25 protein-coding genes are annotated in these 25,434 nt (G+C 64.3%); 16 read left to right on the top strand and 9 right to left on the bottom strand.

The features are described 5' to 3' along the window. Nucleotides 1-199 precede the first annotated feature (199 nt). A complete protein-coding gene (locus G3N95_RS27320; protein ID WP_205973204.1) occupies nucleotides 200-700 on the bottom strand; it encodes a GNAT family N-acetyltransferase in 501 nt (166 codons plus the stop codon). 228 nt (nucleotides 701-928) lie between these two features. Here G3N95_RS27320 and G3N95_RS27315 point away from each other — a divergent pair, with 228 nt between their 5' ends. Both G3N95_RS27315 and G3N95_RS27310 read left to right on the top strand, forming a co-directional pair. Beyond that, nucleotides 929-1,075, top strand: coding sequence for a hypothetical protein (locus tag G3N95_RS27315; protein ID WP_205973203.1), 147 nt, complete (start codon nucleotides 929-931; stop codon nucleotides 1,073-1,075). Nucleotides 1,076-1,089: 14 nt separating this feature from the next. After that, complete coding sequence (locus G3N95_RS27310) at nucleotides 1,090-1,695, top strand: hypothetical protein (RefSeq protein ID WP_205973202.1); 606 nt, start codon at nucleotides 1,090-1,092, stop codon at nucleotides 1,693-1,695. Between the two features lie 106 nt (nucleotides 1,696-1,801). On the opposite strand, the gene G3N95_RS27305 is transcribed toward G3N95_RS27310, so the two are convergent. Then, complete coding sequence (locus tag G3N95_RS27305; protein WP_205973201.1) at nucleotides 1,802-4,036, bottom strand: TonB-dependent siderophore receptor; 2,235 nt, start codon at nucleotides 4,034-4,036, stop codon at nucleotides 1,802-1,804. A gap of 213 nt (nucleotides 4,037-4,249) precedes the next feature. Here G3N95_RS27305 and G3N95_RS27300 point away from each other — a divergent pair, with 213 nt between their 5' ends. Continuing rightward, nucleotides 4,250-4,603 (top strand): gamma-glutamylcyclotransferase family protein, encoded by a 354-nt coding sequence (locus tag G3N95_RS27300; protein WP_205973200.1) that lies wholly within the window; start codon nucleotides 4,250-4,252, stop codon nucleotides 4,601-4,603. A 105-nt stretch (nucleotides 4,604-4,708) separates the two neighbouring features. Next, complete coding sequence (locus G3N95_RS27295; protein WP_205973199.1) at nucleotides 4,709-5,257, top strand: hypothetical protein; 549 nt, start codon at nucleotides 4,709-4,711, stop codon at nucleotides 5,255-5,257. 28 nt (nucleotides 5,258-5,285) lie between these two features. On the opposite strand, the gene G3N95_RS27290 is transcribed toward G3N95_RS27295, so the two are convergent. Both G3N95_RS27290 and G3N95_RS27285 read right to left on the bottom strand, forming a co-directional pair. Continuing rightward, nucleotides 5,286-5,687: a hypothetical protein gene (locus tag G3N95_RS27290; protein WP_346778416.1), complete on the bottom strand. Its 402-nt coding sequence runs from the start codon at nucleotides 5,685-5,687 to the stop codon at nucleotides 5,286-5,288. Nucleotides 5,688-5,961: 274 nt separating this feature from the next. Continuing rightward, nucleotides 5,962-7,383, bottom strand: coding sequence for an aldehyde dehydrogenase family protein (locus G3N95_RS27285; RefSeq protein ID WP_205973198.1), 1,422 nt, complete (start codon nucleotides 7,381-7,383; stop codon nucleotides 5,962-5,964). Between the two features lie 102 nt (nucleotides 7,384-7,485). Between G3N95_RS27285 and G3N95_RS27280 the strand changes: the two genes are divergently transcribed. After that, complete coding sequence (locus tag G3N95_RS27280; RefSeq protein WP_205973197.1) at nucleotides 7,486-8,460, top strand: LysR family transcriptional regulator; 975 nt, start codon at nucleotides 7,486-7,488, stop codon at nucleotides 8,458-8,460. Between the two features lie 97 nt (nucleotides 8,461-8,557). Next, nucleotides 8,558-8,995, top strand: a complete 438-nt coding sequence (locus G3N95_RS27275; protein ID WP_205973196.1) for a YciI family protein — start codon at nucleotides 8,558-8,560, stop codon at nucleotides 8,993-8,995. Nucleotides 8,996-9,001: 6 nt separating this feature from the next. Here G3N95_RS27275 and G3N95_RS27270 read toward each other — a convergent pair whose 3' ends face one another. Genes G3N95_RS27270 through G3N95_RS27255 form a run of 4 tightly spaced genes read right to left on the bottom strand, consistent with a single transcriptional unit; the run spans nucleotide 9,002 to nucleotide 13,281 of the window. Beyond that, a complete protein-coding gene (locus tag G3N95_RS27270; RefSeq protein WP_205973195.1) occupies nucleotides 9,002-10,168 on the bottom strand; it encodes an ABC transporter permease in 1,167 nt (388 codons plus the stop codon). Between the two features lie 24 nt (nucleotides 10,169-10,192). Next, the gene (locus tag G3N95_RS27265; RefSeq protein ID WP_205973194.1) at nucleotides 10,193-11,347 is read right to left on the bottom strand and encodes an ABC transporter permease; all 1,155 of its coding nucleotides are present in this window, start codon (nucleotides 11,345-11,347) and stop codon (nucleotides 10,193-10,195) included. Between the two features lie 21 nt (nucleotides 11,348-11,368). Next, nucleotides 11,369-12,076: an ABC transporter ATP-binding protein gene (locus G3N95_RS27260; RefSeq protein WP_205973193.1), complete on the bottom strand. Its 708-nt coding sequence runs from the start codon at nucleotides 12,074-12,076 to the stop codon at nucleotides 11,369-11,371. After that, nucleotides 12,073-13,281: an efflux RND transporter periplasmic adaptor subunit gene (locus tag G3N95_RS27255; protein WP_205973192.1), complete on the bottom strand. Its 1,209-nt coding sequence runs from the start codon at nucleotides 13,279-13,281 to the stop codon at nucleotides 12,073-12,075. The genes G3N95_RS27260 and G3N95_RS27255 overlap by 4 nt, the downstream gene beginning before the upstream one ends. Nucleotides 13,282-13,494: 213 nt before the next feature. Between G3N95_RS27255 and G3N95_RS27250 the strand changes: the two genes are divergently transcribed. Next, nucleotides 13,495-14,352: a class I SAM-dependent methyltransferase gene (locus G3N95_RS27250; RefSeq protein WP_205973191.1), complete on the top strand. Its 858-nt coding sequence runs from the start codon at nucleotides 13,495-13,497 to the stop codon at nucleotides 14,350-14,352. Between the two features lie 22 nt (nucleotides 14,353-14,374). On the opposite strand, the gene G3N95_RS27245 is transcribed toward G3N95_RS27250, so the two are convergent. Continuing rightward, on the bottom strand, nucleotides 14,375-16,222 hold the full coding sequence (locus G3N95_RS27245; RefSeq protein ID WP_205973190.1) for a tannase/feruloyl esterase family alpha/beta hydrolase: 1,848 nt from the start codon (nucleotides 16,220-16,222) through the stop codon (nucleotides 14,375-14,377). Nucleotides 16,223-16,622: 400 nt separating this feature from the next. Between G3N95_RS27245 and G3N95_RS27240 the strand changes: the two genes are divergently transcribed. The 9 genes from G3N95_RS27240 to G3N95_RS27200 all read left to right on the top strand — a co-directional run bounded on the left by G3N95_RS27240 (nucleotide 16,623) and on the right by G3N95_RS27200 (nucleotide 25,403). Beyond that, nucleotides 16,623-17,879 (top strand): MFS transporter, encoded by a 1,257-nt coding sequence (locus tag G3N95_RS27240; protein WP_205973189.1) that lies wholly within the window; start codon nucleotides 16,623-16,625, stop codon nucleotides 17,877-17,879. 151 nt (nucleotides 17,880-18,030) lie between these two features. Next, nucleotides 18,031-18,210 carry a hypothetical protein gene (locus G3N95_RS27235; protein WP_205973188.1) on the top strand — a complete coding sequence of 60 codons (180 nt, stop codon included), beginning with the start codon at nucleotides 18,031-18,033 and terminating at the stop codon, nucleotides 18,208-18,210. Between the two features lie 102 nt (nucleotides 18,211-18,312). Next, nucleotides 18,313-18,594, top strand: a complete 282-nt coding sequence (locus tag G3N95_RS27230) for a hypothetical protein (RefSeq protein ID WP_205973187.1) — start codon at nucleotides 18,313-18,315, stop codon at nucleotides 18,592-18,594. 89 nt (nucleotides 18,595-18,683) lie between these two features. Next, a complete protein-coding gene (locus G3N95_RS27225) occupies nucleotides 18,684-20,252 on the top strand; it encodes a S8 family serine peptidase (protein ID WP_205973186.1) in 1,569 nt (522 codons plus the stop codon). A gap of 124 nt (nucleotides 20,253-20,376) precedes the next feature. Next, nucleotides 20,377-21,384, top strand: a complete 1,008-nt coding sequence (gene nudC, locus G3N95_RS27220; protein WP_205973185.1) for an NAD(+) diphosphatase — start codon at nucleotides 20,377-20,379, stop codon at nucleotides 21,382-21,384. Nucleotides 21,385-21,493: 109 nt separating this feature from the next. After that, entirely contained in the window at nucleotides 21,494-23,092 is a 1,599-nt protein-coding gene (locus G3N95_RS27215; RefSeq protein ID WP_205973184.1) for an MFS transporter, read from the top strand. A 79-nt stretch (nucleotides 23,093-23,171) separates the two neighbouring features. Further along, nucleotides 23,172-24,119 carry a LysR family transcriptional regulator gene (locus G3N95_RS27210; RefSeq protein WP_205973183.1) on the top strand — a complete coding sequence of 316 codons (948 nt, stop codon included), beginning with the start codon at nucleotides 23,172-23,174 and terminating at the stop codon, nucleotides 24,117-24,119. A gap of 199 nt (nucleotides 24,120-24,318) precedes the next feature. Next, a complete protein-coding gene (locus tag G3N95_RS27205; RefSeq protein WP_205973182.1) occupies nucleotides 24,319-24,783 on the top strand; it encodes a FecR domain-containing protein in 465 nt (154 codons plus the stop codon). After that, the gene (locus G3N95_RS27200) at nucleotides 24,780-25,403 is read left to right on the top strand and encodes an OmpA family protein (RefSeq protein ID WP_205973181.1); all 624 of its coding nucleotides are present in this window, start codon (nucleotides 24,780-24,782) and stop codon (nucleotides 25,401-25,403) included. Before G3N95_RS27205 ends, G3N95_RS27200 begins: the two co-directional genes overlap by 4 nt. Nucleotides 25,404-25,434 lie beyond the last annotated feature (31 nt).

Here is a 25,434-nt window from a genome sequence, read left to right as displayed (position 1 = left end):
CAGTAAAGGCCTGAGGTTAATACTTCAGATCAATTCGCACCCGTAGACGGTCAATATCCTGAGCATCGACTCATTTGACAATTGATGCTCTTGCGCCCGATGGTTTGCATCCGATGCGAATTGCGTTGCGGATGCAACCATCTATTCCCTTTATATGGGACGTGCGGCGAGCTTCGTGTTCACCAAACTCTCTGCACGTTCACAACACGAGTTCGAGAAAGCGCGTTCCTGCAACGGGATTCGCATAGTACGGCGCTGTTTCAGTGAAGCCCATACGCTCGTACAACCCTTGCGCGAATGCCGTTTGAGGTACGGAATCCAGCACGAGCCTTGCATAACCCGACGACTTTGCCCTGTCGATCACGCGCTTCATCAGTTGCTCTCCCAGCGCCAGTCCACGGTAGGCCGGCCGCACGTAAAGACGCTTCACTTCCGCGACCTCGTCCGAATGACGCAGCAGGCCGCCGCAGCCCGCCAGTTCGCCGTCCGCTTCGGCAATGAAAAACACGCCGGAAGGCCAGGTGTACGTCTGTTCGAACGACTGCATTTCGTCTTCGAAACCGCGGTACGAGAGATCCATGTCGAGCCAGCGCACATACTCGCGAATGATCGCGACGAGAGGCGCGGTATCTGCGGGCAACACGGCTTCGCGAATCTGCGGCACTACCTGAGGCCTGAGTGGAGTGAATGAAGTGGTCATGTCGCCCTCGCAACGAATACCGGATCAACCGTACGGCATGCAGCGTAGCCGGCGCGCGGGCAGCGTGTCTTGAACGTTTGTGCATGGCCGCCCGAAGGCCATATCTTCCACATCCTGACGCACAGCAACTTCTGGTAAGCGATCGGCTTTATCGCCCGTTGCTCCCGTGAATGCGCGCGCACGCGGCACCTATGCTTGCAGGTCGAGACTATCTGCATCGAGGGGCCAATGCGCTTTACCACCGTTTCCATCCTGCTGGCGGCCGTGCTGTGCCTGCAGGGATGCGCGACATCACTTCAGACTTTCATGCTCGGCGGACTGGTCGGCGCGGCTGCCAGCCTCAGCGCCGTCACGTGCGTCATCGCATGTCACTGACCTCGCGCTATCCCATGAAGCTCAACCGAACCATTCTCGCTGCGCTCGGCCTGCTCGCGATGTCGAATGCGCACGCCACCAGCTTCAATTGCGCCATCGCGCATTCGACGGCAGAGACGCTGATCTGCCATGACGCCGGCCTCTCGAAAGCCGACGACGAACTCGGCAAGCTGTTCAGGCTCGCGCAGAAACAGACCGCGGACCGCCGCGCCTATCGACGCGACAGCGACAGCAAATGGGCTTGGCGCGAAGAGAACTGCAAGGACATCGCGTGCCTGACCGACTGGTACTCGACGCGTATCGAGGAAATCCGCGAGCAGTTGCACAAACCGGCGCCCGACGAACCACGCGCGCGCCCCGTCGATACCGATCTTGCGGCTGTCAGCAAGCCCGCCGTCGAGAAGCCCGCCGCCAAGCCCAAGGCATTCGAATCGCAAGCGTTCGCGCGCGACGTGCAGCAGTGCACGGCCACGACGCAAGATCTCGTGCCGCCCGTCCAATGCAGCAGCGTGCTCGGTAAGCGCTCGGAATGGCAAGCGCAAGGTGCTGCTTCGGATAGCTGGTTTTGTGGCGTCGCGATGATCGCGCCGCCTTCCTCCGACGGCGGCGCCTCGCAATAACACCTGTTCTGCGGGCTGGAAATGGCAAGACGCCTGGCCGCAGTGAAAATAGAAAAAGCTCGAACGCCAAACGTTCGAGCTTTTTTGTTGCCCCTGAGAAACAGGCTTAGAACTGCAGCGTCGCGCTTGCAACAGCCGTTCGCGTCGCGCCCGGCAGCACGTAATAGCCGTAAGCGGAGGTCCAGTAGCGGCGGTTGAACAGATTGTTGATCCCCGCGCGGAAGATCACGTCCTTGCCCGCGATGCGCGTTTCGTACTTGCCGCTCACGTCGTACAGCACGTAGGCCGGCGTGAACTGCGTATTCGCTGCATCGACGGCCATGTTGCCGACGTACTTGCCGCCGAACGCGAGCGTCAGCTGCCGCATGTATGACGGGTTGTATTCGATGCGGCCCGTCGCGGTGAAGCGCGGCGCTGCATATACGCGCTTGCCCTCGATCGTCGCATCGTCGACATCGACCGCCTTCGCATTCAACCACATCACGCCGCCAAGGAAACGCCAGTCGTTCGCGAGCTGCACCCAGCCGCTTGCATCGACACCCGTATAACGCTTCTTGCCGCTCTGCACGTACACGTTCTGCGTATTCGTGTACTCGTAGCCCTGATCGACGCGGAACAGCGCAACATTGGCGCCCCACTTCTGGTGATCCGTCTTGTAGCCGACTTCATACTGCTTGCTCTTGAGCGGCCCGAATGTCTCGCCATAGTTCACGTTTGTGTTGCCCGCCGCGCCGCCCTGCTGCAGCGACTCGACATAGCTCGCGTACACGGTCGAATACGGATCGGTCTTGAACATCACCGCGACAGTCGGCGTGACGGGGTTCGCGCTATAGCCCGAGCTGACCGTGTAGTCGGTGTTGTACGAGGTCTGCCTGAATTGCGTATAGCGCACGCCGAGCAGCACCGACAGACGCGACGTGATGTCGACGGTATCGCTCGCGTACAGCGCGGCCTGCGTCGTGTACGACTGGCGATACATGTTCTCGCCGATATGCACTTCGTCGTTCGTCAGCAACGTGCTGCTGTACAGATTGCCGATGCCGAGGCTATAGCCGTCGTTCCAGCCCGTGCTGTTGTCGTACGCGCTCGTCTGCGTCTGATAGCCGGCGCCGAGCACGACGTCATGCTTCACGCTGCCCGTGTTGAACTTGCCTTCCACCATCGCATCGACGTTCGAATAGAAGTAGCGCGTGAGTGCGGCATACAGCGTGTTCGAATAGTCGCCCGCGTTGTCGTAGACGTACAGCAGGCTGTCCGAGTTGTAGCGGTTTTCCTTCGCGAAGCGGTACTTCAGGCTCGCGTGCCAGTTGTCGTTGATCCGGTAGTCGAGGCCCGTGCCGAACGACGCCATCTCCGTTTCGTAGTAGTTCTGCGGCTGCGTGAGGTTGCGGCTGACCGTGCTCGCATCCGGAATGCCGACGCCCGAGCCGAAGTACATCGCGAACAGCGTGCCGTTCGTTTTACGCTTCTGATAGAACGCATCCATGCTCCAGACGAGATCCGGTGTGATGCGGAAGTCCAGCGCAACCGAAGCGACCTGGCGGCGCAAATGCCCATTCGCTTCCGCCGTATTGCCCTCTTCGTTCACGAGATTGAAGCGATAGCCGAAGCGGTCGTCGTTGCCGAACCGGCCACCCACGTCGAGCTTCTCGCTGAACACGCCCGCCGACTGATAACCGATCGACACGCTGCGATACGGCGTATCCGTCGGACGCTTGACCACGTAGTTGACGATGCCGCCCGGCGAACCGAAGCCGTACATGAAGCCCGACAAGCCCTTGAGCAACTGCACCTGCTCGAACGGTTCGAGGGGAAGATCCGTATCCCACGACGGAAAACTCTGGCCGTCGACCTTCACGCCGTTGAGCATGTCGATCTGCAGGCCGCGCACGCTGAACACCGAGTTCTCGGCCGTCGCGTTGTCGCCGACCACGGTCACGGCCGGATCGTATTTGAAGAGATCGTTGGCCGTGTTGGCCATCAGATCCTTCGCGTCCTCGCTCGTCTTCACGTTGGTCGAGAACGGCGTGTCGACCTGTGTGCGCGTGCCCAATGCGCCCGCGCTGATGGTCGTATTGTCGGACGACACATCGCGTTTGGCGGCCACCTTCACGGACGGCAAGGTCTTGTCTTCCTGCTGGGTCGACTGCTGGGTCGTGGTCGAATCGGCGGCCGTGGCTTGCGCCCAGGCCGCCGTCGTCACCGACGACAGCACGACGCCCGCGCTGACGAGAAGCGCCGCACCGAGCGGCAAGCGCGTCGCGCCCGGCAGGCGGGCGGCGCGGCGGACTGAAACACGCGCGCCGGCGGCGCGCCCCGTGAAAGGCGTGTGGTCTGTCATGTCGTCGTGGTCGTGGAAGCGCCCGCACGAGGCGCATTCAGTTGGCTTGAAAGTGCGCCAGATTAATAAGAGTTATTCTCATTTGCAATAAGCGGGCGCCGATCGTGCTTTCCGATTCTTTCTGTGTGGCTCAGCGCGCCGGTCGAAGGCACGCTGAAAGCGGCAACGGTAGACTGACCGCTTCTCCGACCCTGTTCATTCGAGGAGCACCACTTGAACACGCCCGATACCCCGATCGTTCATCTCTTCTCGTATGGCACGCTGCAGGATCGCAACGTGCAGATTTCGAGCTTCGGCCGCGAACTCGCCGGACGTGCGGACGCGCTGCCAGGCTACGCGCAGACACTGCTTGCGATCGCCGATCCGAAGGTCGTCGAGATCAGCGGCAAGACGCATCATCCCGTCGTGCGCCCGAGCGGCAATCCCGCCGACGAAGTGGCGGGCACCGTCTTCGAGATCACCCCGCAGGAACTCGCGGCCGCCGACGAATACGAAGTCGCTGACTACAGGCGCGTGCTCGTCACGCTGAAATCCGGCATCGACGCGTGGGTGTATATCGCCGCTTGATGCACGCGGTTTGCTTACCTGGCCTTACGAGCCCTCAAGTTGTGCGCGCAAGCAGACGTTAGCGCCATCAGTGCAACTGGAATTCGCGACTGAAGGAGGCGTGCAATGGTAAGCAGTGTCGGATATGGGACGGCGTCCACGCCGTCGACGCATCGCACTTCCGTGTCCGGCGAAGCATCGGCTGCAGTGGCACAATCCACGGCGGGCAGCGCGATCGGCAACGGACAGAAAGATTCGAAACAGGATGCCGCGACCCAGGCCGCACAGCCCGGCGTGACGGTCAGCATTTCGCCCGCCGGCGCGGCGGCGGTGTCTCGCATGCAGCGAGCGGATAGCAGGGATCAGACGAGCAACGCGAGCGCGAACGCATCGGTGGCGACAGACGCGGACATGGACGCCGACACGGATACCGGCGCGGACACGGCTGATATCGACGGCACCGACGGCATCGGCACTGGCGACACCGCCGACGACGTGACGGCCGGCGACGATGCAACGCCATCGGATATCTCGCCCGTGAAGGCATTCGCGTATGGCGCACTGGGACTGGAGCGGCCCGATCAGCCGAAGGACGAGCGCAACAGCTTCTACTCGGCAGGCAAATGGCTCGCCGCAGGACTGACCATCGGCGGCCTGATTTCGCTGCTCGTATGAGACGAGCAGCGGTCTTTAAAGCAAACGTTTAGCGCTTGGCAGGCGGGGCAGCGCGCTTGTCGAGCGCTTCGATATCTTCGTCGAGGCTCTTGCGGATCGTGTCGATCGCCTGATCGACATTGGCGGGCTTCAACTGGTTGCGCGCCAGCGCGACATACACGTAATGACGAAGCGCGGGATCGTGCGTTTTCGACAGCACGTCGTGATAGACCGCATTCATCTCGGCGTCGCGCCCGCTCATGTCGTAGAGACGTTGCAGGTGTTCGAGATCGTTGACGGCCGCAAAGCCAGGACCATGCGGCGGCGGACCGTCGTGTGCGGGACCGTCGTGCGGCGGCGGAAGATCGGACGACGGCGGCACTTGCGCGTGCGCAGCAGCGGTCAGCGCGACGAGCGCGGCGAGAAGGGAAATTCGTTTCAGCGGGATCATGGCGTTCGGCAGATATGACGCTGCCGTTGCAGTAATGAAGATTCCGAAACGATATCAACGCGTCCCACGTGATGGGAGTGCCGCCGCGCAACGTTCGCTTACTCACGCTTTCACGTATCACATGCGCGTTGGATCGATACGGCGCGGCAACACGCGCCGCGCTCCGTCCAGCCGATGCATGCCGTGATAACGCACTTCCAGCACGAGACAGAAAAGGAAAGGCGGCGAAAGACGAACCGTCCTTTGCCGCCACTGTCGACGCCACACGTCGCGCTCAAAACACGCCGAGCACCGCCTTCGGTTCGAGAAACGCTTCGATCCCATATGTGCCGTACTCGCGCCCGATACCCGACTGCTTGAATCCGCCGAACGGCGCGGCGGGCTCGTGTGCCAGCGTGTTGACGAGCACGCGCCCCGCCTCGATGCGCGACGCCACTTCCCGCGCGCGCGCCTTGTCGTGCGAGAACACGTACCCTTGCAAGCCGTAGTTCGTATCGTTGGCGATCGCGATGGCCTGTTCGACATCGTCATACGCGATGATCGACAGCACCGGGCCGAAGATTTCCTCGCGCGCGATCGTCATGTCGTTGGTCACGTCGCTGAAGACCGTCGGCCGGATGAACCAGCCTGCGTCGAGACCTTCGGGGCGCCCTTCGCCGCCCGCGATCAGACGCGCGCCCTCGTCGATACCGATACGGATATAGCGCTGCACCCGCTCCCATTGCTTCTGGCTGACCATCGGGCCGACCGTCGTGCGCGGATCGCGCGGATCGCCCGCTTGCGTGCGCACCACTTCGTCACGCACGAGCGCTTCGAACTCCGCGAGACGCCGGCGCGGCACCAGAATGCGCGTACCCGCGATGCACGCCTGGCCGCTGTTCATGAAGCCCGCCTGAAGCGCGAGCGGCACGGCCTGCGCGAAGTCGGCATCGTCGAGTACGACAAAGGGCGACTTGCCGCCCAGTTCCAGCGTCACACGCTTGAGCGTGTCGGCGCCCGTGCGCAGAATGGTCTTGCCGACAGCCGTCGATCCCGTGAACGAAATCTTCGCGACATCCGGATGCGAACTGATCTGCGCGCCGACGGAATCGCCGCGCCCCGTGACGATGTTGAACACGCCGGGCGGCAAATCCGCCTCGTGCAGCGCCTGCGTGACGATCTGCGTCTGCAGCGCGCTCATTTCGCTCGGCTTGATAACCGTCGTGCAGCCTGCCGCCAGCGCCGCCGCGAGCTTGCCGCAGATGAAGCCAGCGTTGCTGTTCCAGGGCGTGATCAGTCCCGCGACGCCGAGCGGCTGCATCACGACTTCGGCCGTGCCCGCTTGCCGCGTGAACGCAAAGTGGTCCAGCACCTTGGCCGCTTCGTCCAGCACGTTGCTCGCATGCTGCGCCATCCAGCGCCCACGCGAAACGGGCGCACCGTATTCCTCGATGATCGCCTCGTAAAGCTCGTCCTCTTTCGCAACGACAGCGGCATGCATGCGCCTGAGCATGTCGATGCGGGCGCGTTTGCTGGTGCGCGAAAACGCCGGAAACGCGCGCTTCGCCGCCGCGATCGCGTCACGCGCGTCTTTCGCGTCGGCGAGGCGCACGCGGCCGATCACGCGTTCGGTGGCGGGGTTGAAGAGATCGAACCACTCTTCGCCGTGCGGCGTGACGAACGCGCCGTCGATATAGATTCTGTCGATTGTGTGCATCTGCGTATCCCGTAACGTGCTTCCGATGGCATAAAGATAGCGGCGCGCGATTGAACCGACTAGCCGTACAATCGGACATGACCTATTGAGCAAAACAGGACAATGAAAACGACGGGCATGACCGAACTGGAAGCGGTACTGGCTGTCGCGCGCCATCGCAGCTTTCGCGCCGCCGCCAACGAACTGAGCGTCTCGACGTCGGCGCTGAGTCACGCGGTGGCGGGGCTCGAAGCGCGCATCGGCGTGCGCCTGTTCAACCGTACGACGCGCAGCGTGTCGCTATCGGAAGCGGGCGCGCAATTCGTCGACAGCGTGGCGCCCGCGCTGTCCAGCATCCGCGTCGCGCTCGAACAGGCGGGCAGCTTTCGCGACACGCCGAGCGGCACGCTGCGCATCAACACGTCGGTGGGCGCGGCGCATCAGGCGATGCCCGTTTTCATCGCGTTCCTCGAGCGCTATCCGGAGATGAAACTCGACATCGTCACGGAAGGCAGGCTGATCGATATCGTCGTCGAAGGCTTCGATGCGGGTATCCGTCTCGCCGAAACAGTGCCGCAGGACATGATCGCCGTGCCGTTCGGCGACAGGCAGCGCTTTGCGGTGGTGGGAAGCCCCGCGTATTTCGCGCAGCACACGCCGCCACGCACGCCCCACGATCTCGATCAGCACCGCTGCATCCGCACGCGTATGCCGAGCGGCACGATTTATCAATGGGAGTTCGAGCGGCATGGCGAGACGGTGCGGATCGACGGCAAGGGCGCGCTGACGCTCGACGAATCCGGCCTGATGCTCGACGCCGCGCGCGCCGGCGTCGGCCTCACGTATCTGAGCGAGTGGACCGTCGCCGCCGATCTCGAAGCGGGCACGCTGATTCGCGTGCTCGACGACTGGACACCGCCGCTCGACGGCCTGTGCCTCTACTATCCGGGGCGCCGGCACGCGCCGGCCGGCTTGCGCGCGCTGGTCGCAATGATCCGGGAATGGGCGGACGCGCAGCGGGCCGAAGCACGGGTCAAACGCAAACCGCAGTGGAAAACCGCCCGCGCGGACGGTGCCGCGCGTCGCAAGAAGAAATAAACTTGCGTGACGCTGTCGATCCCGGCAGCGCTCGAACGTCGTCGTGATGAAGGCCGCGATTTCGCGCGGCTTCGACAACACACTCAGGAGAACAACGATGCGAGTCATGGTGATCGTGAAGGCGACGACCGATTCGGAAGCGTACAAGATGCCCAGCACCGAATTGCTGGCGGCGATGGGCCAGTTCAACGAGGAACTCGTCAAGGCGGGCATCATGCAGGCGGGCGAAGGCCTGCATCCGAGTTCGCGTGGCAAGCGGGTGCGCTTTTCCGGCGAGAAGCGGACAGTGATCGACGGTCCGTTTGCTGAGACGAAGGAACTGATTGCCGGGTTCTGGCTGTGGAAGGTGAAGTCGATGGACGAGGCCGTCGAATGGGTGCGGCGCTGCCCGAATCCGATGGAAGGCGATTCGGAAATCGAAATCCGTCAGATATTCGAGGCGGAAGATTTCGGCGACGAGTTCACGCCCGAGTTGCGCGAGCAGGAAGACCGGCTGCGCGCGGAGATCGATCAGCAGGCGAGCAAAGCGAAGTAACCGGCGTCAGCGCGCGCGCAACGCATCAACGATATTCATCCGCGCCGCGCGCATCGCCGGCAGAAATCCGCCGACGAGCCCCATCGTCGTCGCAAACAGCAGCGTCTTCCCGACGATCGACGGTGTGAGTACGAAGCGGAACGACAGGTCCGCGAAGGTCTGGAAGTTGGTGGTGGAAAACGACGCGAACTGCATGAACGCCGCGCAGCCCAGACCCGCCAGGCCGCCCACCAGCCCCAGCAGCATCGCCTCGATCAGAAACGCGGCCAGCACGTTCGCGCGCTGAAATCCGAGTGCGCGCAACGTGCCGATCTCCGCGACGCGATTGGCGACCGACGCGTACATCGTGATCATCGCGCCGATCATCGCGGCAATCGAAAAGATCGTCGACAACGTGATGCCGAGAATATTGAGGAAACTGGACAGCGCCTTCGACTGGTCGCTGTAGAAGGTCTGCTCGCGCTTCGCTTCTTCCGCGAGGCGCGGATCGACGTCGAGATCGGCGCGAAACTGTTCGAACTGGTCGGATTGTGCAAGCCGCACCACCATCGACGAATAGCTGGTGCGCCGGAACGACTGCATCAACTGATCGACATCGCCCCAGATTTCCGAATCGAAACCGCTGCCGCCCGCGTCGAAGGTGCCGACCACCGTCCAGTCGCGTTGCGCGAAGTGCAGGTGCTCCCCTAGCTGCGTGCCGCTGAAACCCTTCGCGATGCTGCTGCCGACCACGATCTCCGACGAGCCGGGACTGAACATGCGCCCGGATGCGAGCTTCACCTGCGGCCGCAAGCTCATGCCCGCGGGCGACACGCCGCGAATCACGACGTTCGACGGCTTGCCCGTGCCGAGCTTCAGCAGCGAGATCAGCACGACGGATTCCTTCGACGCCATCCGCATCCCGTCGCCGCCCATCGCCACGGCCGGATGCATTTCGATCACGTTGGCCTGCCCGCGGTCGATCGCGCTCTGCACCTCCGTCTCCGCGCCCTTGCGGATCACGACGGCGTTGTCCTGCTCGCCCGTCGACACGAGCGTCTTCTTGAGACCGGCGTCGAGCATCAGCACCGTCGCGAACACGAACACCACGAGCGCGAGGCCGCCAGCCGTGAGCGCCGTGGTGAGACGGCGGGTCCACAGGTTGCGGGCGATGTACGAGAGCGGAATTGCCACGCGCTTTTCCCTTTAGCTTTCCGTTTAGCCGATCGCCCGCAGGCCTTCGACGATCCGCACGCGCGCCGCCTGCAACGCCGGAATGACGGCGGCCGCCAGCCCGACAACGAGCGCGCACGCCGCCTGTTGCAGCATCGTGTCGCGCGACACGGTGAACACCGGGAACACACCGCCCGTCGCCTGCTTGAAGAAGGCGGCGGCGGGCGGCGTCGCGAGCATGCCGAGCCCCGCGCCGACCGTGCAGATGGTCAGCGACTCGCCGAACATCAGCAGCGCGAGAAAGCCCGGCCCGAAGCCGAGCGCCTTGAGCGTCGCGTATTCGACGGTGCGCTCGCGCGCGCTCATCGCCATCGCGTTCGCCATCACGGCCATGATGATCACGATCACCACATACGACACGAGCTGGATCGCCGCGATGATCTGATTCGACATCGCGACGAAGCCGAGCTGGAACGCCTGCTCCGTTTCCGTCAGCGTTTCGGCGAGCGAGTTCTTGAACACGCTGTCGACGCGCCGCGAGATTTCGGCGGCATCGTCAGGATTGTCGATGCCGACCACGTACACGCCGACCTGATCCGCTTTGCGCCCCGGCATCTTGCGCACGCTTTCGTTCAGATAGTCCCAGTGGAAGATCATCTGACGCGTGATCGTCGATTCGTCGCGGCCGTCCAGAATGCCGCGCACGACGAATTCCCACGTGCCCGGATAGATCGTCCCCTTGATGGGAATCACGTCGCCGACCTTGAAGCCGTAGGCCGTCGCAAGCTGCCTGCCGATCAGGCAGCCTTTGCGGTCGCGCTCGTAGTCCGAGCGCTGCTGCGCGGGCAGCAGAAACTCCGGATACAGGTCGAGATAGTTGTCCGACACGGCGAACTGCGCGAAGAAATTTTTCGGCTCGCGGTAGATGCCGCCGAACCAGCTCGACCGCGCGACCATCGTCACGCCTTCCACGCCGCGAATGCGGTTCTCGTAGCTCAGCGGCAGCGGGAACGTGAGCGAGATCGCATTGCGCGTCACGAGCCGCGCATTCGATGCCGCCGCCGCGCCCGCGTACCACGCGTCGACGACCGTATGCAGCAGCCCGAAGGCGAGCACCGCGATCGTCAGACCGAGCACGGTCAGCGTCGTGCGCAACTTGTGACGCAGCGCGTTGCGCGTGATCAGCTTCAGCAGGTACATGATTGCGCGCCGGCGCGGGGTTCAGTTTCTGCTGCCATCGATCAGCTCCCCCTTCTCCAGATGCACGAGCGCGTTGGCGGCACCCGCCGCATGCGCGTCGTGCGTCACCATGATGATCGTCTTGCCCAGTTCGCGGTTCAGGCGTTGCATCATCGAGAGGATTTCTTCGGCGGAGGCGCGGTCTAGGTCACCCGTGGGTTCGTCGGCGACGATCAGCGTCGGGTCGGTGATCAACGCGCGCGCAATCGCGACGCGCTGTTGCTGTCCGCCCGACAACTCCGACGGATAGTGATGCGCGCGATTGCCGAGATTCACCATGTCGAGCACGAGACTGACGCGCTCGCGGCGCTCCTTGCGCGACAGGCGCGTGAGCATGAGCGGCAATTCGATGTTCTCGAATGCCGTCAACACGGGCATCAGGTTGTAGAACTGGAAGATGAAGCCGACATGCGCCGCGCGCCATTGCGCGAGCGCCGACTCCGACAGCCGCGTGATATCCAGCCCGCCGACGCTCAATTCGCCGTCGTCCGGCCGGTCGATACCCGCGATCAGATTCAGCAGCGTGCTCTTGCCCGAGCCGGACGGCCCCATCAGCGCGATGAAATCGCCTTCGCCGATCGCAAGCGTGATATCGGACAGCACGGGCACGGTCTGCACGCCGCGACGGTACGACTTCACGAGGTGCCGGATCTCGACGAGCGGCGGCGTGGCGGGGTTTGGCGCGCTCACTGTTTCTTCGCCACGGAGACTTTGGCGCCGTCCTTGATGTGCTCGTTCGGCGCGCGCACCAGTACGTCGCCGGGATGCACGCCGCTGACCGCGACCAGTTCGCCGAGCGTCTCGCCCGTCGTGACGGGCACTTCGCGCGCGGTGTCGTCCTTGACGGCGAACACCACCTTGCGACCATTGCGCTCGACGATCGCAGCCGGCTGCACGGCCACGACCGGCTTGCGGTCTTCGGGCGGCACCGGCTTCGACAGGAACGCGATCTTCGCGCTCATGTCGGGCAGCACGCGCTCGTCGTGATCGACGAAACGCACCTTGACGAGCACCGTCGCCTTCGAGCGGTCGACGGTCGGCACGATGCGCGACACGCTGCCCGCGAGGCGCACATTGGGCAGCGCGTCGAGCTGGATTTCGCACGGCGCGTTCACGGCGATCTTCGCGATGTTCGATTCCGCGACGTCGGCTTCGACTTCGAGCGTGTCCATGTCGGCGATCGTCACGACAGCGCCTTTGCTGTCCGACGCCTGCGAAAACGGCGTGATGTTGTCGCCGACGTTCGCATGCTTTTCGATCACGACGCCGTCGAACGGCGCGCGGATCACGGTCTGGTCGACGGCGACCTGCGCGGCCTGCGCATTCGCCTGCGCGGACACGATCGCGGCGCGGCTGTTGTCGACCGAGGCTACCGCCTTGTCGTAGCGCGCGACGTCTGCGTCGTACTGCGTCGCGGGGATCGCGCCGTTCGGTGCAAGAATTTTCGAGCGGCGCAGATTGATTTCGGCGTTCTTCAGTTCGGCCTGCTGCAGCGCAAGGTTCGCCTGCGCAACCTTGATCTGCGCCTTCGCCTGCGCAAGCGACGCCGACACGTCCGCGCTCTCGATCCGCGCGATCACTTCGTCTTTCTTGACCCGCGTACCTTCCAGCACGCCGAGCCATTCGAGCCGCCCTTGCGCCTTCGACGCGACGGCAGCCTTGCGCTGCGGCACGACGTAGCCCGTCGCGTTGAGCAGCGTGTAGGTTTGCGAAGGATAGGCCGAGACCACGGTCGTGGTGTCGACGGCTTGCGGCCCGGCGAGCCGGAGCGCGATGACGAGCGCGCCAATGAGGATCAGCGCGACGGCCCCGTAGCCGATCCAGTTACGCCGGCGGCCGCCCGTAGCAACGGCGGGCCGGTCGATTTTCAGCCGCTTCAGATCGTGATCTGCCAATTTGTTATGTCGTCGGATAGAGACGGGCACACAGTATAGCGCCGCGTCTTGCCGGCGCTTGCGTCCGCCGGGTATTCCGTTTGCGCTGCAACAGCGCTCGCACGAAAAACGCCTATGCAGCCTGCATCGACGCGCATCGCGCCGATGTTGACAAGCACGTGCACCGCCGTTTTAGATTCACGTCGTTGGCATTCCAATTCCGAGGGAGACATCATGCAGGACGATCAGACTGTTGCGCCGGACAGCACGGCCATACGCGTCGCATTGTGGCGCGCGATGCACGTCGAGGTCGACGCGGCGCCCCATGTGCTCGACGACCCAATCGGCCTGCGCCTCGCGGCGCCCGATGCAGACTGGCGCAACCGTCCCGACATGGATGCGGAGGGCACGCGCGGCTATCGCGCGTCGATCGTGGGCCGCGCTCGCTTCATCGAAGATCTGGTCGCGCAACAGCGCGATCGAGGCGTCGAGCAATACGTGATTCTCGGCGCGGGGCTCGATACGTTCGCGCAGCGCAAGCCTGAGAGCGCGTCGCGTCTGACCGTTTTCGAAGTGGACCGGCCCGGCGCGCAGGCGTGGAAGCGCAATCGCCTGATCGAACTCGGCTACGGTGTGCCTGACTGGCTGCGGCTCGTGCCCGTCGATTTCGAAGCAGGCCAGTCGTGGTGGGAACAGATCGCGCATGCAGGCTTCGACACGAACGCGCCCGCCGTGATCGCGTCGACGGGCGTGTCGATGTACCTGACGCGCGACGCGAATCTGGCCACCTTGCGTCAGATCGCGAAGCTGGCGCCCGGATCGACGCTCGCAATGACCTTCCTGCTGCCGCTCGATCTGATCGATCCCGCGGAACGCGCGCAGCACGAGTACGTGTACGAGCGCGCGCGTGCAGCGGGCACGCCGTTCATCAGCTTCTTCGCGCCGGACGAGATGCTGGCGCTCGCGCACAAAGCAGGCTTCAGACGCGTCGAGTACGTGTCGACAGGCGACCTCGCCGGACGCTACTTCGCCCGTCGACCGGATGGCCTGCGGCCGTCGACGGGCGAAGCGTTTCTCGTTGCGACGACCTGAAGACGGCCGCGCAACGCCTGGGTCACTGGTTGTTGTCCCGGCGGATCTGCGTCTTGCGGTAGCTGCTCCAGTTGTTGCCGCCCGTGCAGTTCAGCTGCGTGCCTTGCGCCTGACACCATGCCTCGTAACCCGGCGAGTACAGCCACTCGCCGATCCAGTTCAGATCGATACGCGTGTTGTCCTGCACGGCGACGAAGTTGGCTGCGTCGTCGGTGCTGCCCGACCCCGTGTAACGCGCGACGGCGGGATACGGGAACACCGGGCGCGTACGCGTGGCCTGGCCCGTCGAGTCGACGATCGATGCAACGATCTTGCCTGGCTTCGTGGCCGTCTCCGTCCATGACATCAGCGGCGTCAGAATGTCGAACGTGTTCGGACCGTCTCCGCCGCCGCAATGCGCGACGCCCGGGAAGAGATAAAGCTTCGCGAAGCTGTCGACACGATCGCTGCCCATCACGTTCTTCATCTGCGTGTAGTACTCGATCGTCGAACGCGGCGAGATGTGCTGATCTTCGAGTCCATGCCACAGCAGCAACTTGCCGCCACGGCGCTCGAATGGCTGCAGATCGGGATCGGTGGCCGCGAGGTATTTCGACGTCGGCACGGTCTTCAGGAACGCATCGATCGTGAACTTCAGGTCGCCGAATGTTGCCGACGCGTTCGAGCCATTGAAGTAGTCGAGGTAGCGCAGGAACGGCATCACGAAGTTGATGCTGCCGCCAGGTCCGGCATCCGTCGCGGGCACGAAGAGGCTCCAGTTCAGCTCCGAACCCCATTCGCGCGAAACGTACGGCTCCAGACGCGCGCCGTTCGGGTCCGTCGCGCCGTCATGAATCTTCCGCACGACATCCGCTTCCGCAGCGGACAGGCACGTCGCGGACGACTGCCCCTTCGCGCACAGCAGCGTCGCGGGATCGAAACGGCACGCTTGCGGCCGGTCGACCACGCCGTCCGTCACGCCGTCGATGCTGTCGCACGCCTTCAGCACGGCTGCGTGGATCAGCGGCAGCTTGCCCGCGAGCAGAATGTACTTGCCCGTGTTCGGATCGATGTTGGCAGCGACGGCCCAGCCGTGATGGAAGGTGTTCTGCACGATCAGGTCGTTGGCGGGCGCACCGGCCGCGATGCCGTCGAAGTCGTCCGGAAAGCGCTGCGCTTCCATCAGCGCTTCGCGGCCGCCGTCGGAGCAACCGTCGAAATACGCGTACTTCGCGGGCCGCGCGTAGAACTTGTTGATGATCGCCTTCGCCACTTGCGCCGTCGCGTGCTCCCCGCGATACGCGAAGTCCAGCTTGGCCTTCGGATCGAGCGCCCATGAGCCGTCGTTGCCGCCTTCGTGGCCCATGTCGGTCGCGGCCATCGCGATCGTTCCGTTGGTGACGGGCACGCAGGTCGAAGCCATCGGCGCGCTGATCGAGAGGTTGCCGCACAGGCCGCCGCAGCCTGTTTGCAGATAGCGCTGTGTCCAGCCTTGCGTCGGCAGTTGCAGTTCGAACAGCGATGCGCCCGGTCCGATCGTGCCCTTCACGTCGCACATCGCGGCAGGCAGTGTGCGATTGCCGACCACCGTTCCCGCAGGCAGCACGACGGCCGATGTGATCGTGACCGTGCCGTCCGTCACGCCCGTGAGATCGAGGCTCGCGACGGCCGCGCAATTCATCGCGGGCATCACGGCGGGCAGATTGGCGAGACCCGATGCGGCATGCGCGCCCGACGGCCACGCGAGCGCCGTCATCAACGAGACGAACACGGCGAACAGCGTCAGTACGTGGCGCATCAATCGATGCTTCATGAGCGTTGCCAGGCGCCCGGCGCGGGCCGTCGCTGGCGAAGAAGGCGCAAGCGGTCCTGCGTTGCAGATCGCACGCATCTGTCTGTCTCCTGTCGTTGTCGTCGGATTGCCGCGATGCGGCGTGCTTATCGGCCGCTCGCAACGGGAAGGGACGGTCCGGGCGGCGCGCTCGCGCCGTAACGTTTCGGCATCGCACGCAGCCCAGCCGCATGCACAGGATAGCCAACGTAAGGGACGGAGATCATTGCAAAGATCGTGCAATCCGATCTGATTTTCTTATGGGCATGCGGACGGGCGGGACGCTGGGAAAACACTGATGGTATGCGGCAGAATTTTCGCGTGCCCTGAAACGGAGTACGGGAAAGGTCGGATTGACGCGCGCAGCGCGGTCTGTGCAATCCGTCTGCTCATTTCGGAAAGCGGTGATAAGGTGACGCGCTCTATCGATCCAGCGATACACCCATACACCGGCACAGCTATGAACTTCGAGAACACTCCTTCGAGCAACCTGCAAGACACCGCCGACGGCGCCTCTTCGCCGTTGCGCGCATGGCTCGCGGTCGCGTCGGTAACGGTTGGCGCGTTCGCTTTCGTGACGACGGAATTCCTCCCCGTCGGCCTGTTGCCGGACGTCGCGCGGACCTTCGACGTGCTGCCGGGAACAGCCGGCCTCATGGTGACGATTCCCGGCATCATGGCGGCGATTTCCGCGCCGGGGATGATGCTTGCTGCCGGACGCGTGAATCGCCGGCTGATTCTGATTCTGCTGACCGTGATGCTGCTCGCGTCGAACCTGCTGTCGGCATTCGCGCCGTCGTTTCCCGTGATGCTGGTGGGCCGCGCGATGCTCGGCGTCGCGCTCGGCGGGTTCTGGACGCTCGCGCTCGCCGCGGCGAGCCGGCTCGTGAAAGCGCACGAAGCACCACGCGCGACCGCGACGATACTCGCCGGCGTGACCTGCGCGACCGTGATCGGCGTGCCGCTCGGCACGTTCATCGCGGGCTTCGCGTCGTGGCGCATGTCGTTCATCGCGACAGCGGTGCTCGTGACGGTCGCGCTGATTGCGCAGTTCGCGCTGCTGCCGTCGCTGCCGTCGAAAGCAGCATTGCGTTTCGCCGATCTCGTCACGTTGGTGCGCCGTCCGTTTCCGCGCAAGAGTCTGCTGATGGTCGCGCTGATCTTCGGCGCGCATTTCTCGTCGTACACCTATATCGCGCCGTTCCTGCAGGACGCGCATTTCAGCACGTCGACGATCACGGCGGTGCTGCTCGGCTTCGGCATCATCGGCTTCGTGTCGAACTTCGCGGTGTCGACTTTCGTTGCGCGCAGGCTCAGGGGCTCGCTTGCGACAATGACGGTGCTGCTGCTGATCGCGTTGCTGACCATGCCGCTGCTCAAGGACATGGCGCCCGTCGTAACGGCCGTCGTGCTTGCGTGGGGCGTCGCGTTCGGCGCGATTCCGCTGTGCGTGAGCGTGTGGATGCAGGAAGCGGCGCCCGATCTGCCCGAAGCGGGTTCGGCGCTGTTCGTCGGCATCATTCAGGTGGCGATTGCCGTGGGCTCGTCGGTCGGCGGCACGATCGTCGACCACGCCGGCATTCCCGTCGACTTCTGGTTCGGCAGCGTGCTCGCCATTCTCGGCCTCATCACGCTGGCGAGCTTCCGCAAGCGCAACGAGAACGCATCGGCCGCTGCGCCTGTGCAGAGCGGCGAGGTTCAGACGGAATGCGTGTGACGCACGCCGTGTCGTTCACTTCCGCTTGAACGCAGCGCGCCGCCTAATTTTCTCCTCATTCGCGCGACGCATCATGTCGTCACACCCAGCCACGACTGCATGCCGGTGCTGGAAACGACGACATTTCGCATCACCGACATCAGGAGCCGCCATGCCTTTCCACCCGCCCTTTTTCGTCTTCTGCGCACTCGGCGCGAGCGTCATGATCGTGTCCACTCTGCTGGCGATTGCCGCCGAAAAAATCGACGCATGGCTCACGCGGCAGACGCAGCTTCTGTCGAGCCGGCGTCCTCTCGCGCAGCGCCATCTGGAAGTTTCGCATCTGCTGTAACAGGCACGCCGCGCGATGGCATCGACGCGCGCGCCGGCGTAATATCGGAGGCCGTCTTCGAGCGCGAAGGCCCGTTGTGCTGCAACCGATACGGAGGTGGCGATGACGAACGAACCCTGCCCTGTCCGGCGCCTGCAGCTTCTGCTGCACGACCCATGCCGTAACGACGCGGCACGCGAGGCGGCCAAACGCGCCGCCGAACAACTCGGCATGCAGATCAGCGGCGAGGGTCACGCCACGCTATCGGCGCGTATGCCCGATGCCGCTTTCCGCGCGCTTTTTTCCTGTTCTTCCGATACGGGCGGAACCCTTGCCGTGCCCGGCAGTCTTGAACCCTACGTCGCATCGATCAGCGAAGCGCCGCAGCATCTTTCATTCGATTAACCTGCATTCGTCTTGCATGTGACGGCGCAGGCGCGCTTGCGCCCTCTGTGCCCCTTGCGCCTGCCGCCGTCGACACAGGAGAAGAAGCGATGAAGGCCTACGATCCGCATGATGCAACGACCCGCCCCTCACGCAGCGACACAGGAGAAGAGCTTCGCGTCGCGATCACGTTCAACCGCCCGGGCCAGGACATCGGACCGACCAAATTCGGCGCGCGCATGTCGACGGACACGGTGTCGTCGTTCATCCCCGATCCCGCGCAAACCGATCTCGCACTCGCCGAACTCGCGCGGCGCGGCTTCACGCTGACGGGCCGCGGGTCGCTGTCGGCGTCGATGCGCTGCACACGCGAGCAATTCGAAGCGCTGTTCCAGACAAAGCTCAAGCGCATGAAAGCGCCTTGTGCGTCGGCGGCGCAGTTCGGCTCGGTGCTCTATCCGCCCGACAACGCGCCGTGGAATCCGGACCCTTCCATCCGGTCGCTGCTCGACGACGTGTATATCCAGTGGCCGCACATCTACATGGCGAAGGCCGCGAAGGCAGCAACGAGCACAAAGGCGCGCAAGACGCCGGCCACGGCAGCGAAAAAGCGCGCCGCGCCGAAGCCGCGCGAAGCCGCCGCGCCGTCCGCGACGCCGCCTACCGTGCCCTACTTCCATCTCGCCGCACCCGCCGACGTTGCCCTCAAGCTCAACGCGACGCCCGTGCACCAGCAGGGCATCACGGGCAAGGGCGTGCGGATTGCGATGATCGACAGCGGCTTTGCGCACGGCCATCCTTATTTCAAGGCGCATGGCTACTCGTCGTCGGTCGTGCTCGCGCCGGGCGCCACCGACCGCCGCACCGACGGCAACGGCCACGGCACGGGCGAATCCGCCAACATCTTCGCGATTGCGCCGGGCGCGACGTTCATCGGCGTGAAGCTCGACAACGAAGCGGATCCGTCGAGCGGCGCATCGGTGCTGGAAGGATTGCAGGAAGCGCTCAAGCACGACCCGCAGGTGATCTCCGTGAGCCTCGGCTACGACTTGCGCGGCCCCGGCAACACGCCGCTGAAGACGCTGCCGAACGGGCTGGTCGCGCTGGAGGCGGAAATCCAGGCGGCCGTGAAGCGCGGCATCGTGATCGTGTTCTCGGCGGGCAACGGCCACTACTCGTTCCCCGGCCAGATGCCCGAGATCATTTCGGCGGGCGGCGTGTTCGTCGATCAGACCGGCGCGATGCGCGCGTCCGACTACGCGAGCGCGTTCACGAGCCTCATCTATTCGGGCCGCAGCGTGCCCGACGTGTGCGGGCTCGTCGGCCTGCTGCCGCACGCGACGTACATCTCGCTGCCCGTTTCGCCCGGTTGCGAGATCGATCGCGAAAACGCGGCGTTCGACGGCACCACACCCAACGACGGCTGGGGCATATTCAGCGGCACGTCGGCCGCCGCACCGCAACTGGCAGGCCTGTGCGCGCTGCTGTTGCAGACGGACCCGCACCTCTCGCCGAGCGACATCAAGGCGATCCTGCGCCGCACCGCGCGCGACGTGACGAAGGGCCACGCGAACCCCGCGAGCGATCCGAAGGGTGCGGGCGTGCCGGCGGGCGTCGGCGAAGACGGTGCGACGGGCGCGGGTCTCGCCGATGCACTCGCAGCGGTGAAGCAGGTTTGACGTCATCGCGCGCGACGCTGGCCGGGCGGCTGAGGTAAGGCCGCCCGACCGCCTTCGCGTGCACCTGCGCCATGCGGGACACCGTGCCATACTTGCGGATCGTTCCGGCCCACATTCCAACGTAATGATCGTTCCTTCGGCTTCCATCGGCTTCAACCTCAATCACCTCGACCGCCGCTCCGACAAGCGCGACGACGAATCCTTCATCGCGAAACTGCGCAACGATTCCGCCGCGCGTTTTCTCGTCTTCGACGGCGACGTCCCTTTGCTCAAGCGCGGTGAACGGCACGACGTGTGGTTCGTCGCGAGCGAGGCGCTCGCTTTCGGCCAGGCGCTGCAAAGCGTGTTTCTCGGCGAGGACAGCGACGGCAGCGGACGCTTCGCGCTCGGCTTCGCGCCCGGCCTCGTGCCACGCGACGGAAAGGACGAAGAACCGGCGCGCGAGCTGCCATACGACCGCATCGACCTGCGCTCGATCGCGCTGCAAGGTCTCGTTCCGCAGGAACTGCTCGGCGTGCTCGGCGAAGCCAAATCGATGCTCGACTGGCACAACCGTCATCGCTTCTGCGCGAACTGCGGCGCCCGCAGCCGCCCGACGGCGGCCGGCTGGCAACGCCTGTGCGACGCATGCGGCGCGCGTCACTTTCCGCGTGTGGATCCCGTCGTCATCATGCTGACGATCGACGGCGAGCGCTGCCTGCTCGGACGCCAGCGCCAGTTCGCGCCGGGCATGTATTCAGCGCTCGCGGGCTTCGTCGAGCCGGGTGAAACCGTCGAAGACGCCGTGCGCCGCGAAGTGCACGAAGAAGCGCACGTGAACTGCGCGGAGGTCGTCTACTTCGCGTCGCAGCCGTGGCCGTTCCCGTCTTCGCTGATGATCGGCTGCTTCGCGCAGGCCAGCGACACCGACATCGTGATCGACACCACCGAACTCGAAGACGCACGCTGGTTCACGCGTACAGAAGTCGCCGCAATGCTCGAAGGCACGCATACCGACGGACTGTCGGCGCCGAAGCCGTTCGCAATCGCACATCATCTGCTGCGAGCGTATGTCGAGCACGGCGCAGCCATATTGCGCGGCCAGGCTGTCGCGCTGCATCGCCGCTTCGATGCGGCACGCCCCAGGAACTGAATCTCTCGCGCGTCACGGAAAAACCGTGGCGCGCCCCAACATGTACGCGAACGTACACGTTGATGTACAATGCGCTCTACTCCGAGTCGCACGGCCGCCGCGTTTCCGCATGTCTACCGAAGATTCCTCCGTCGTCGCAATCACCGCCGCGCAGCCGCCCGGACGCGCAGGACATCCGCGGTTCGCGGCAAGCCGGCTGCGCGAGGACTTCTTCCCTTGGGCCATCGCCCTCGCCACCGGCCTCGAGTACTTCGACAACACGATCTTCTCGTTCTTCACCAGCTATATCGCGGGCGGCATCAACGCATCGACGGACGAACTCGTGTGGTCGTCGAGCGCCTACGCGGTGGCGTCCGTGCTCGGCATCCTTCAACAGCAATGGTGGGTCGAACGGCTTGGCTACCGGCGCTATATCGGCGGATGCCTGTTGTTGTTCGCAGCCGGCTCGATGGCGGCCGCGCTGAGCGAGTCGTCGATCGAACTGGCCTTTGCGCGCGGCGCGCAGGGCTACTTCATCGGCCCGATGATGAGCGCGTGCCGCATCCTCATTCAGACGAACTTCACGGCGCAGCGGCGCCCGACCGCAGTGCGCGCGTTCCTTTGCATGATCCTGCTGGCAAGCGCGCTGGCGCCGTTGGTGGGCGGCTATCTGCTTGCGGACTTCGACTGGCGCGCGCTGTTCGTCTGCACGACGCTCGGCGGCGTCGTGCTCGCACTTGTCGTGCTGCTCGTCGTGCCGCCGTTCGGCAAGCTGCATCGCGAAGCACGCGGCGACGCGCATTTCTGGCCGTATATCGTGTTTGCGTTTGCACAGGGCGCGCTGCAGATCGCGATGCAGCAGGTGCGCTTCGAACTGTTCGCCAGTTCGCCGCTGCTGGTGGGGCTGACGGTGGCGGGACTGGTGTCGCTCGGCTGGTTCGCGTGGCATCAATGGCATCATCCGAACCCGCTCGTGCGGCTGCACGCGCTGCGCGAACGCACCTTCCAGACGGGCATCGCGCTGTACGTGTTCTTCTACTACATCAGCAATGCGTTCAGCTATCTGGTCTCGCGCTTTCTCGAAAGCGGGCTTCGTTATCCCGTCGAAAACGCGGGACGGCTGGTCGGTCTCACATCGATGGCGTCGCTGGCGATCGCGTTCGGCTATTTCCGGCTCGCACCTCTCGTCAAACACAAGCGCTGGCTGATCGTTCCGGGCTTCATGATGGCTGCCCTGCTCGGCGGCTGGATGGTCTGCATGCCGCCCGACGTCAGCGTGCCGTGGCTGCTGCCGCCCCTCCTGTTGCGCGGCATGCTGCTCGTGTTCATCGTGCTGCCTGTCGCGAATCTGGCGTTCCGCATCTTTTCCGCCGAAGAGTTCAATCACGGTTATCGCTTCAAGAACATGGTCAAGCAACTGACCTATTCGTTCTCGACGGCGACGATGATCATTCTCGAACAGCACCGCGAAGCCCTGCACCAGACGCGCCTGACGGAGTTCGTGAATCCGTTCAATCCCGTGTTCCAGCATTCGCTCGATAGTCTTACGCAAGCATTCGAAGGACACGGCCATACAGCAGGCGACGCGAACCGACTCGCGCTCGTCGAGATCGGCCGCATCGTCACGCAACAGGCGAGTTTTCTGAGCGCGCTGGACGGCTTTTACTTTCTGATCGGCATCGCCGTATGCGGCGGCCTCTTCGCGCTCTATCAGCGGCAAATCGACTGATCGCGTATTCTGCGAAGCGACATCAACAGCATACGGGCTTGAAGACAGTGCGCGGCGCGCACTGTGGAGCGCTTGACCATTGGATACTCTCACCAACATGCGGATCTTCGCTCGCGTAGCGGAGGAAGGCAGCTTTACAGGCGCTGCGCAGCGCATGAACATCACCGTGCCCGCCGTGTCGCGCGCCGTCTCCGCACTCGAAGCCTATCTGCGCGCACGCCTGTTGAACCGCAGCACACGCCGGGTCGTGCTGACGGAAGCGGGGCATCGCTATCTGCAACGCTGCGAGCAGATTCTCGCATTCGTCGATCAGGCGGAAGCCGAGGCCGCCGACGCACAGATTCGTCCCACGGGCCTGTTGCGCGTGCATGCCACGTCGAGCTTCGGTCAAACCTATGTGACGCCCGCCATCGTTCGCTACCGGCAGCGCTATCCGAGCGTCTCCGTCGAGCTGACGCTGTCGCAGCACATGCCCGATATCATCGACGAAGGCTATGACGTGAGCGTCCAGCTGAGCGTCGACGAACTGCCCGATTCGAGCCTCGTTGCGCAACGGCTCGGCACGCTGCATAGCGTGCTCTGCGCGGCGCCTTCGTATCTGCGCGAGCATGGCGTGCCGCGTGGCGTTCATGAGCTGTCGCAGCACACGTGCTTCCAGTTCGTGTCGTCCGTGTATCCGACCGATCGCTGGCTGCTCGAAGGCCCCGACGGCACCGAGACCGTGCATCTGGATGCAGCAGGTTTCCGGATCAACTCCGCAGACGGGCTGGCCGTGGCATTGAAAGAAGGCATCGGCATCGGCGCGGTGCCGATGTCGACGGCCGTGTCGGCGATGCGCGACGGTTCGCTGACGCGCGTGCTGCCCGCCTATCGTCTGCAGCCGCTCACGGCGTATGCGCTGTACACGTCACGCCGTTATCTCGATGCGAAGATCAAGAGCTTCGTCGAGTTTCTCAGAGACGAAATTCCGCAGATACTTCGCACCTATGAGGCGCATTTGTGTGAAGTGAATCAGGCGAGCGCGTAACGGTTGCAGCGCGCATTCACCGCACGTCCCTGCCAGAAACGCGCCCGACCGCACCGCGATATGTGCGGCAGCGCACAGAGCCGCCACGGCCCGCATCTTATTCTCCGATGATCTCCGCAAGGCCGCGCCCGCTCTCACCAGCGGCGTGCCGGCGCAGCGCTCTCGCGCGACGTCCCACCCGTCATCAAGGTCGTCAACTATGCGCAAGCAAACCGTTCACTATGCACTGGTTTTCGCCTGCGGATGCGCGCCTGCCGTCGACGCATGCGCAGCGGATGCGATCGGCGTCGTCAAGACGGTCAAAGGCGCGGTCCATATCGAGCGGGCCGCACAAAGCGTCGACGCGCTCATCGGTAGCGAGGTCTATGGCAACGACCGGATCGTGACGGGCCCCGCCTCTTCCGTCGGCATCACATTGCGCGACAACACGCTGCTTTCCGAGGGTTCGAGTTCCGTGCTCGAACTCAACCACTTCGCCTACAACACGACGACGCACGACGGCGCGCTCGACGCCACCATCCGGCGCGGCTCGCTCGCCGTCGTCGACGGCAAGCTGGCGAAAGCGCATCCCGAAGCCGTGCGTTTCAGCACGCCCACCACGACGCTGGGCGTACGCGGCACCGAATTCATCATCGAGGTCGGCGACGGGGAGAGCGCGCGTTGAAGGCCCCTGCATTCAACGCCTCGCGCGCGCGGCTCGCGTGGAGCGCGCTCGCGGCGGCGACCGCCTGCCTGTGCGGATGCTCGACGCCGGACAAGATCACATTGCTGCCCAATTCCGACGGCAGCGTCGGCTCCGTCGTCGTGAAAAGCGGCAACAAGACGCAAGTGCTGGATCACGCTTACGAGACGGCCGAGGTCGCGAAGAGCGGCAAGATCGAACAGGCCGTCGATACCCCGTCGAACGTCGAAACGCGCTACGGCACGCTGCTCGCTGCGCAGCCGCCGCGTCCCACCACGTTCACGATCAACTTCCTGTTCGACTCGGCGACGGAGCTGGCGCCGCAATCCGCCGCCACGGTGCAGCAGATGAAGGCCGTGCTCGCCACGTGGCCCGCGCCGCATCTGACCATCGTCGGCCACACGGACCTCGCCGGATCGCCGGAGTACGACGACCGGCTGTCGATGCAACGCGCGCAAACCGTCGCGAAGTTCCTCGTCAAGGCGGGCATTCCGGCCAAGGAGATCGAAACGGCGGCACGCGGCAAACGCGAGCCGCTCGTGCATACGGCAGACGGTGTCCCTAATCAGATGAACCGGCGCGTCGTCATTACAATTCAATGATCCGGGTGACCCGTCACCGCGTCCGTGGCCG

The organism is Paraburkholderia sp. Tr-20389, assembly GCF_017104565.1.
In the GTDB taxonomy this organism is placed as follows: Bacteria; Pseudomonadota; Gammaproteobacteria; order Burkholderiales; family Burkholderiaceae; genus Paraburkholderia.
Note: the sequence above shows the minus strand (reverse complement) of the source record. Positions and strands in the feature narration are given on the sequence as shown.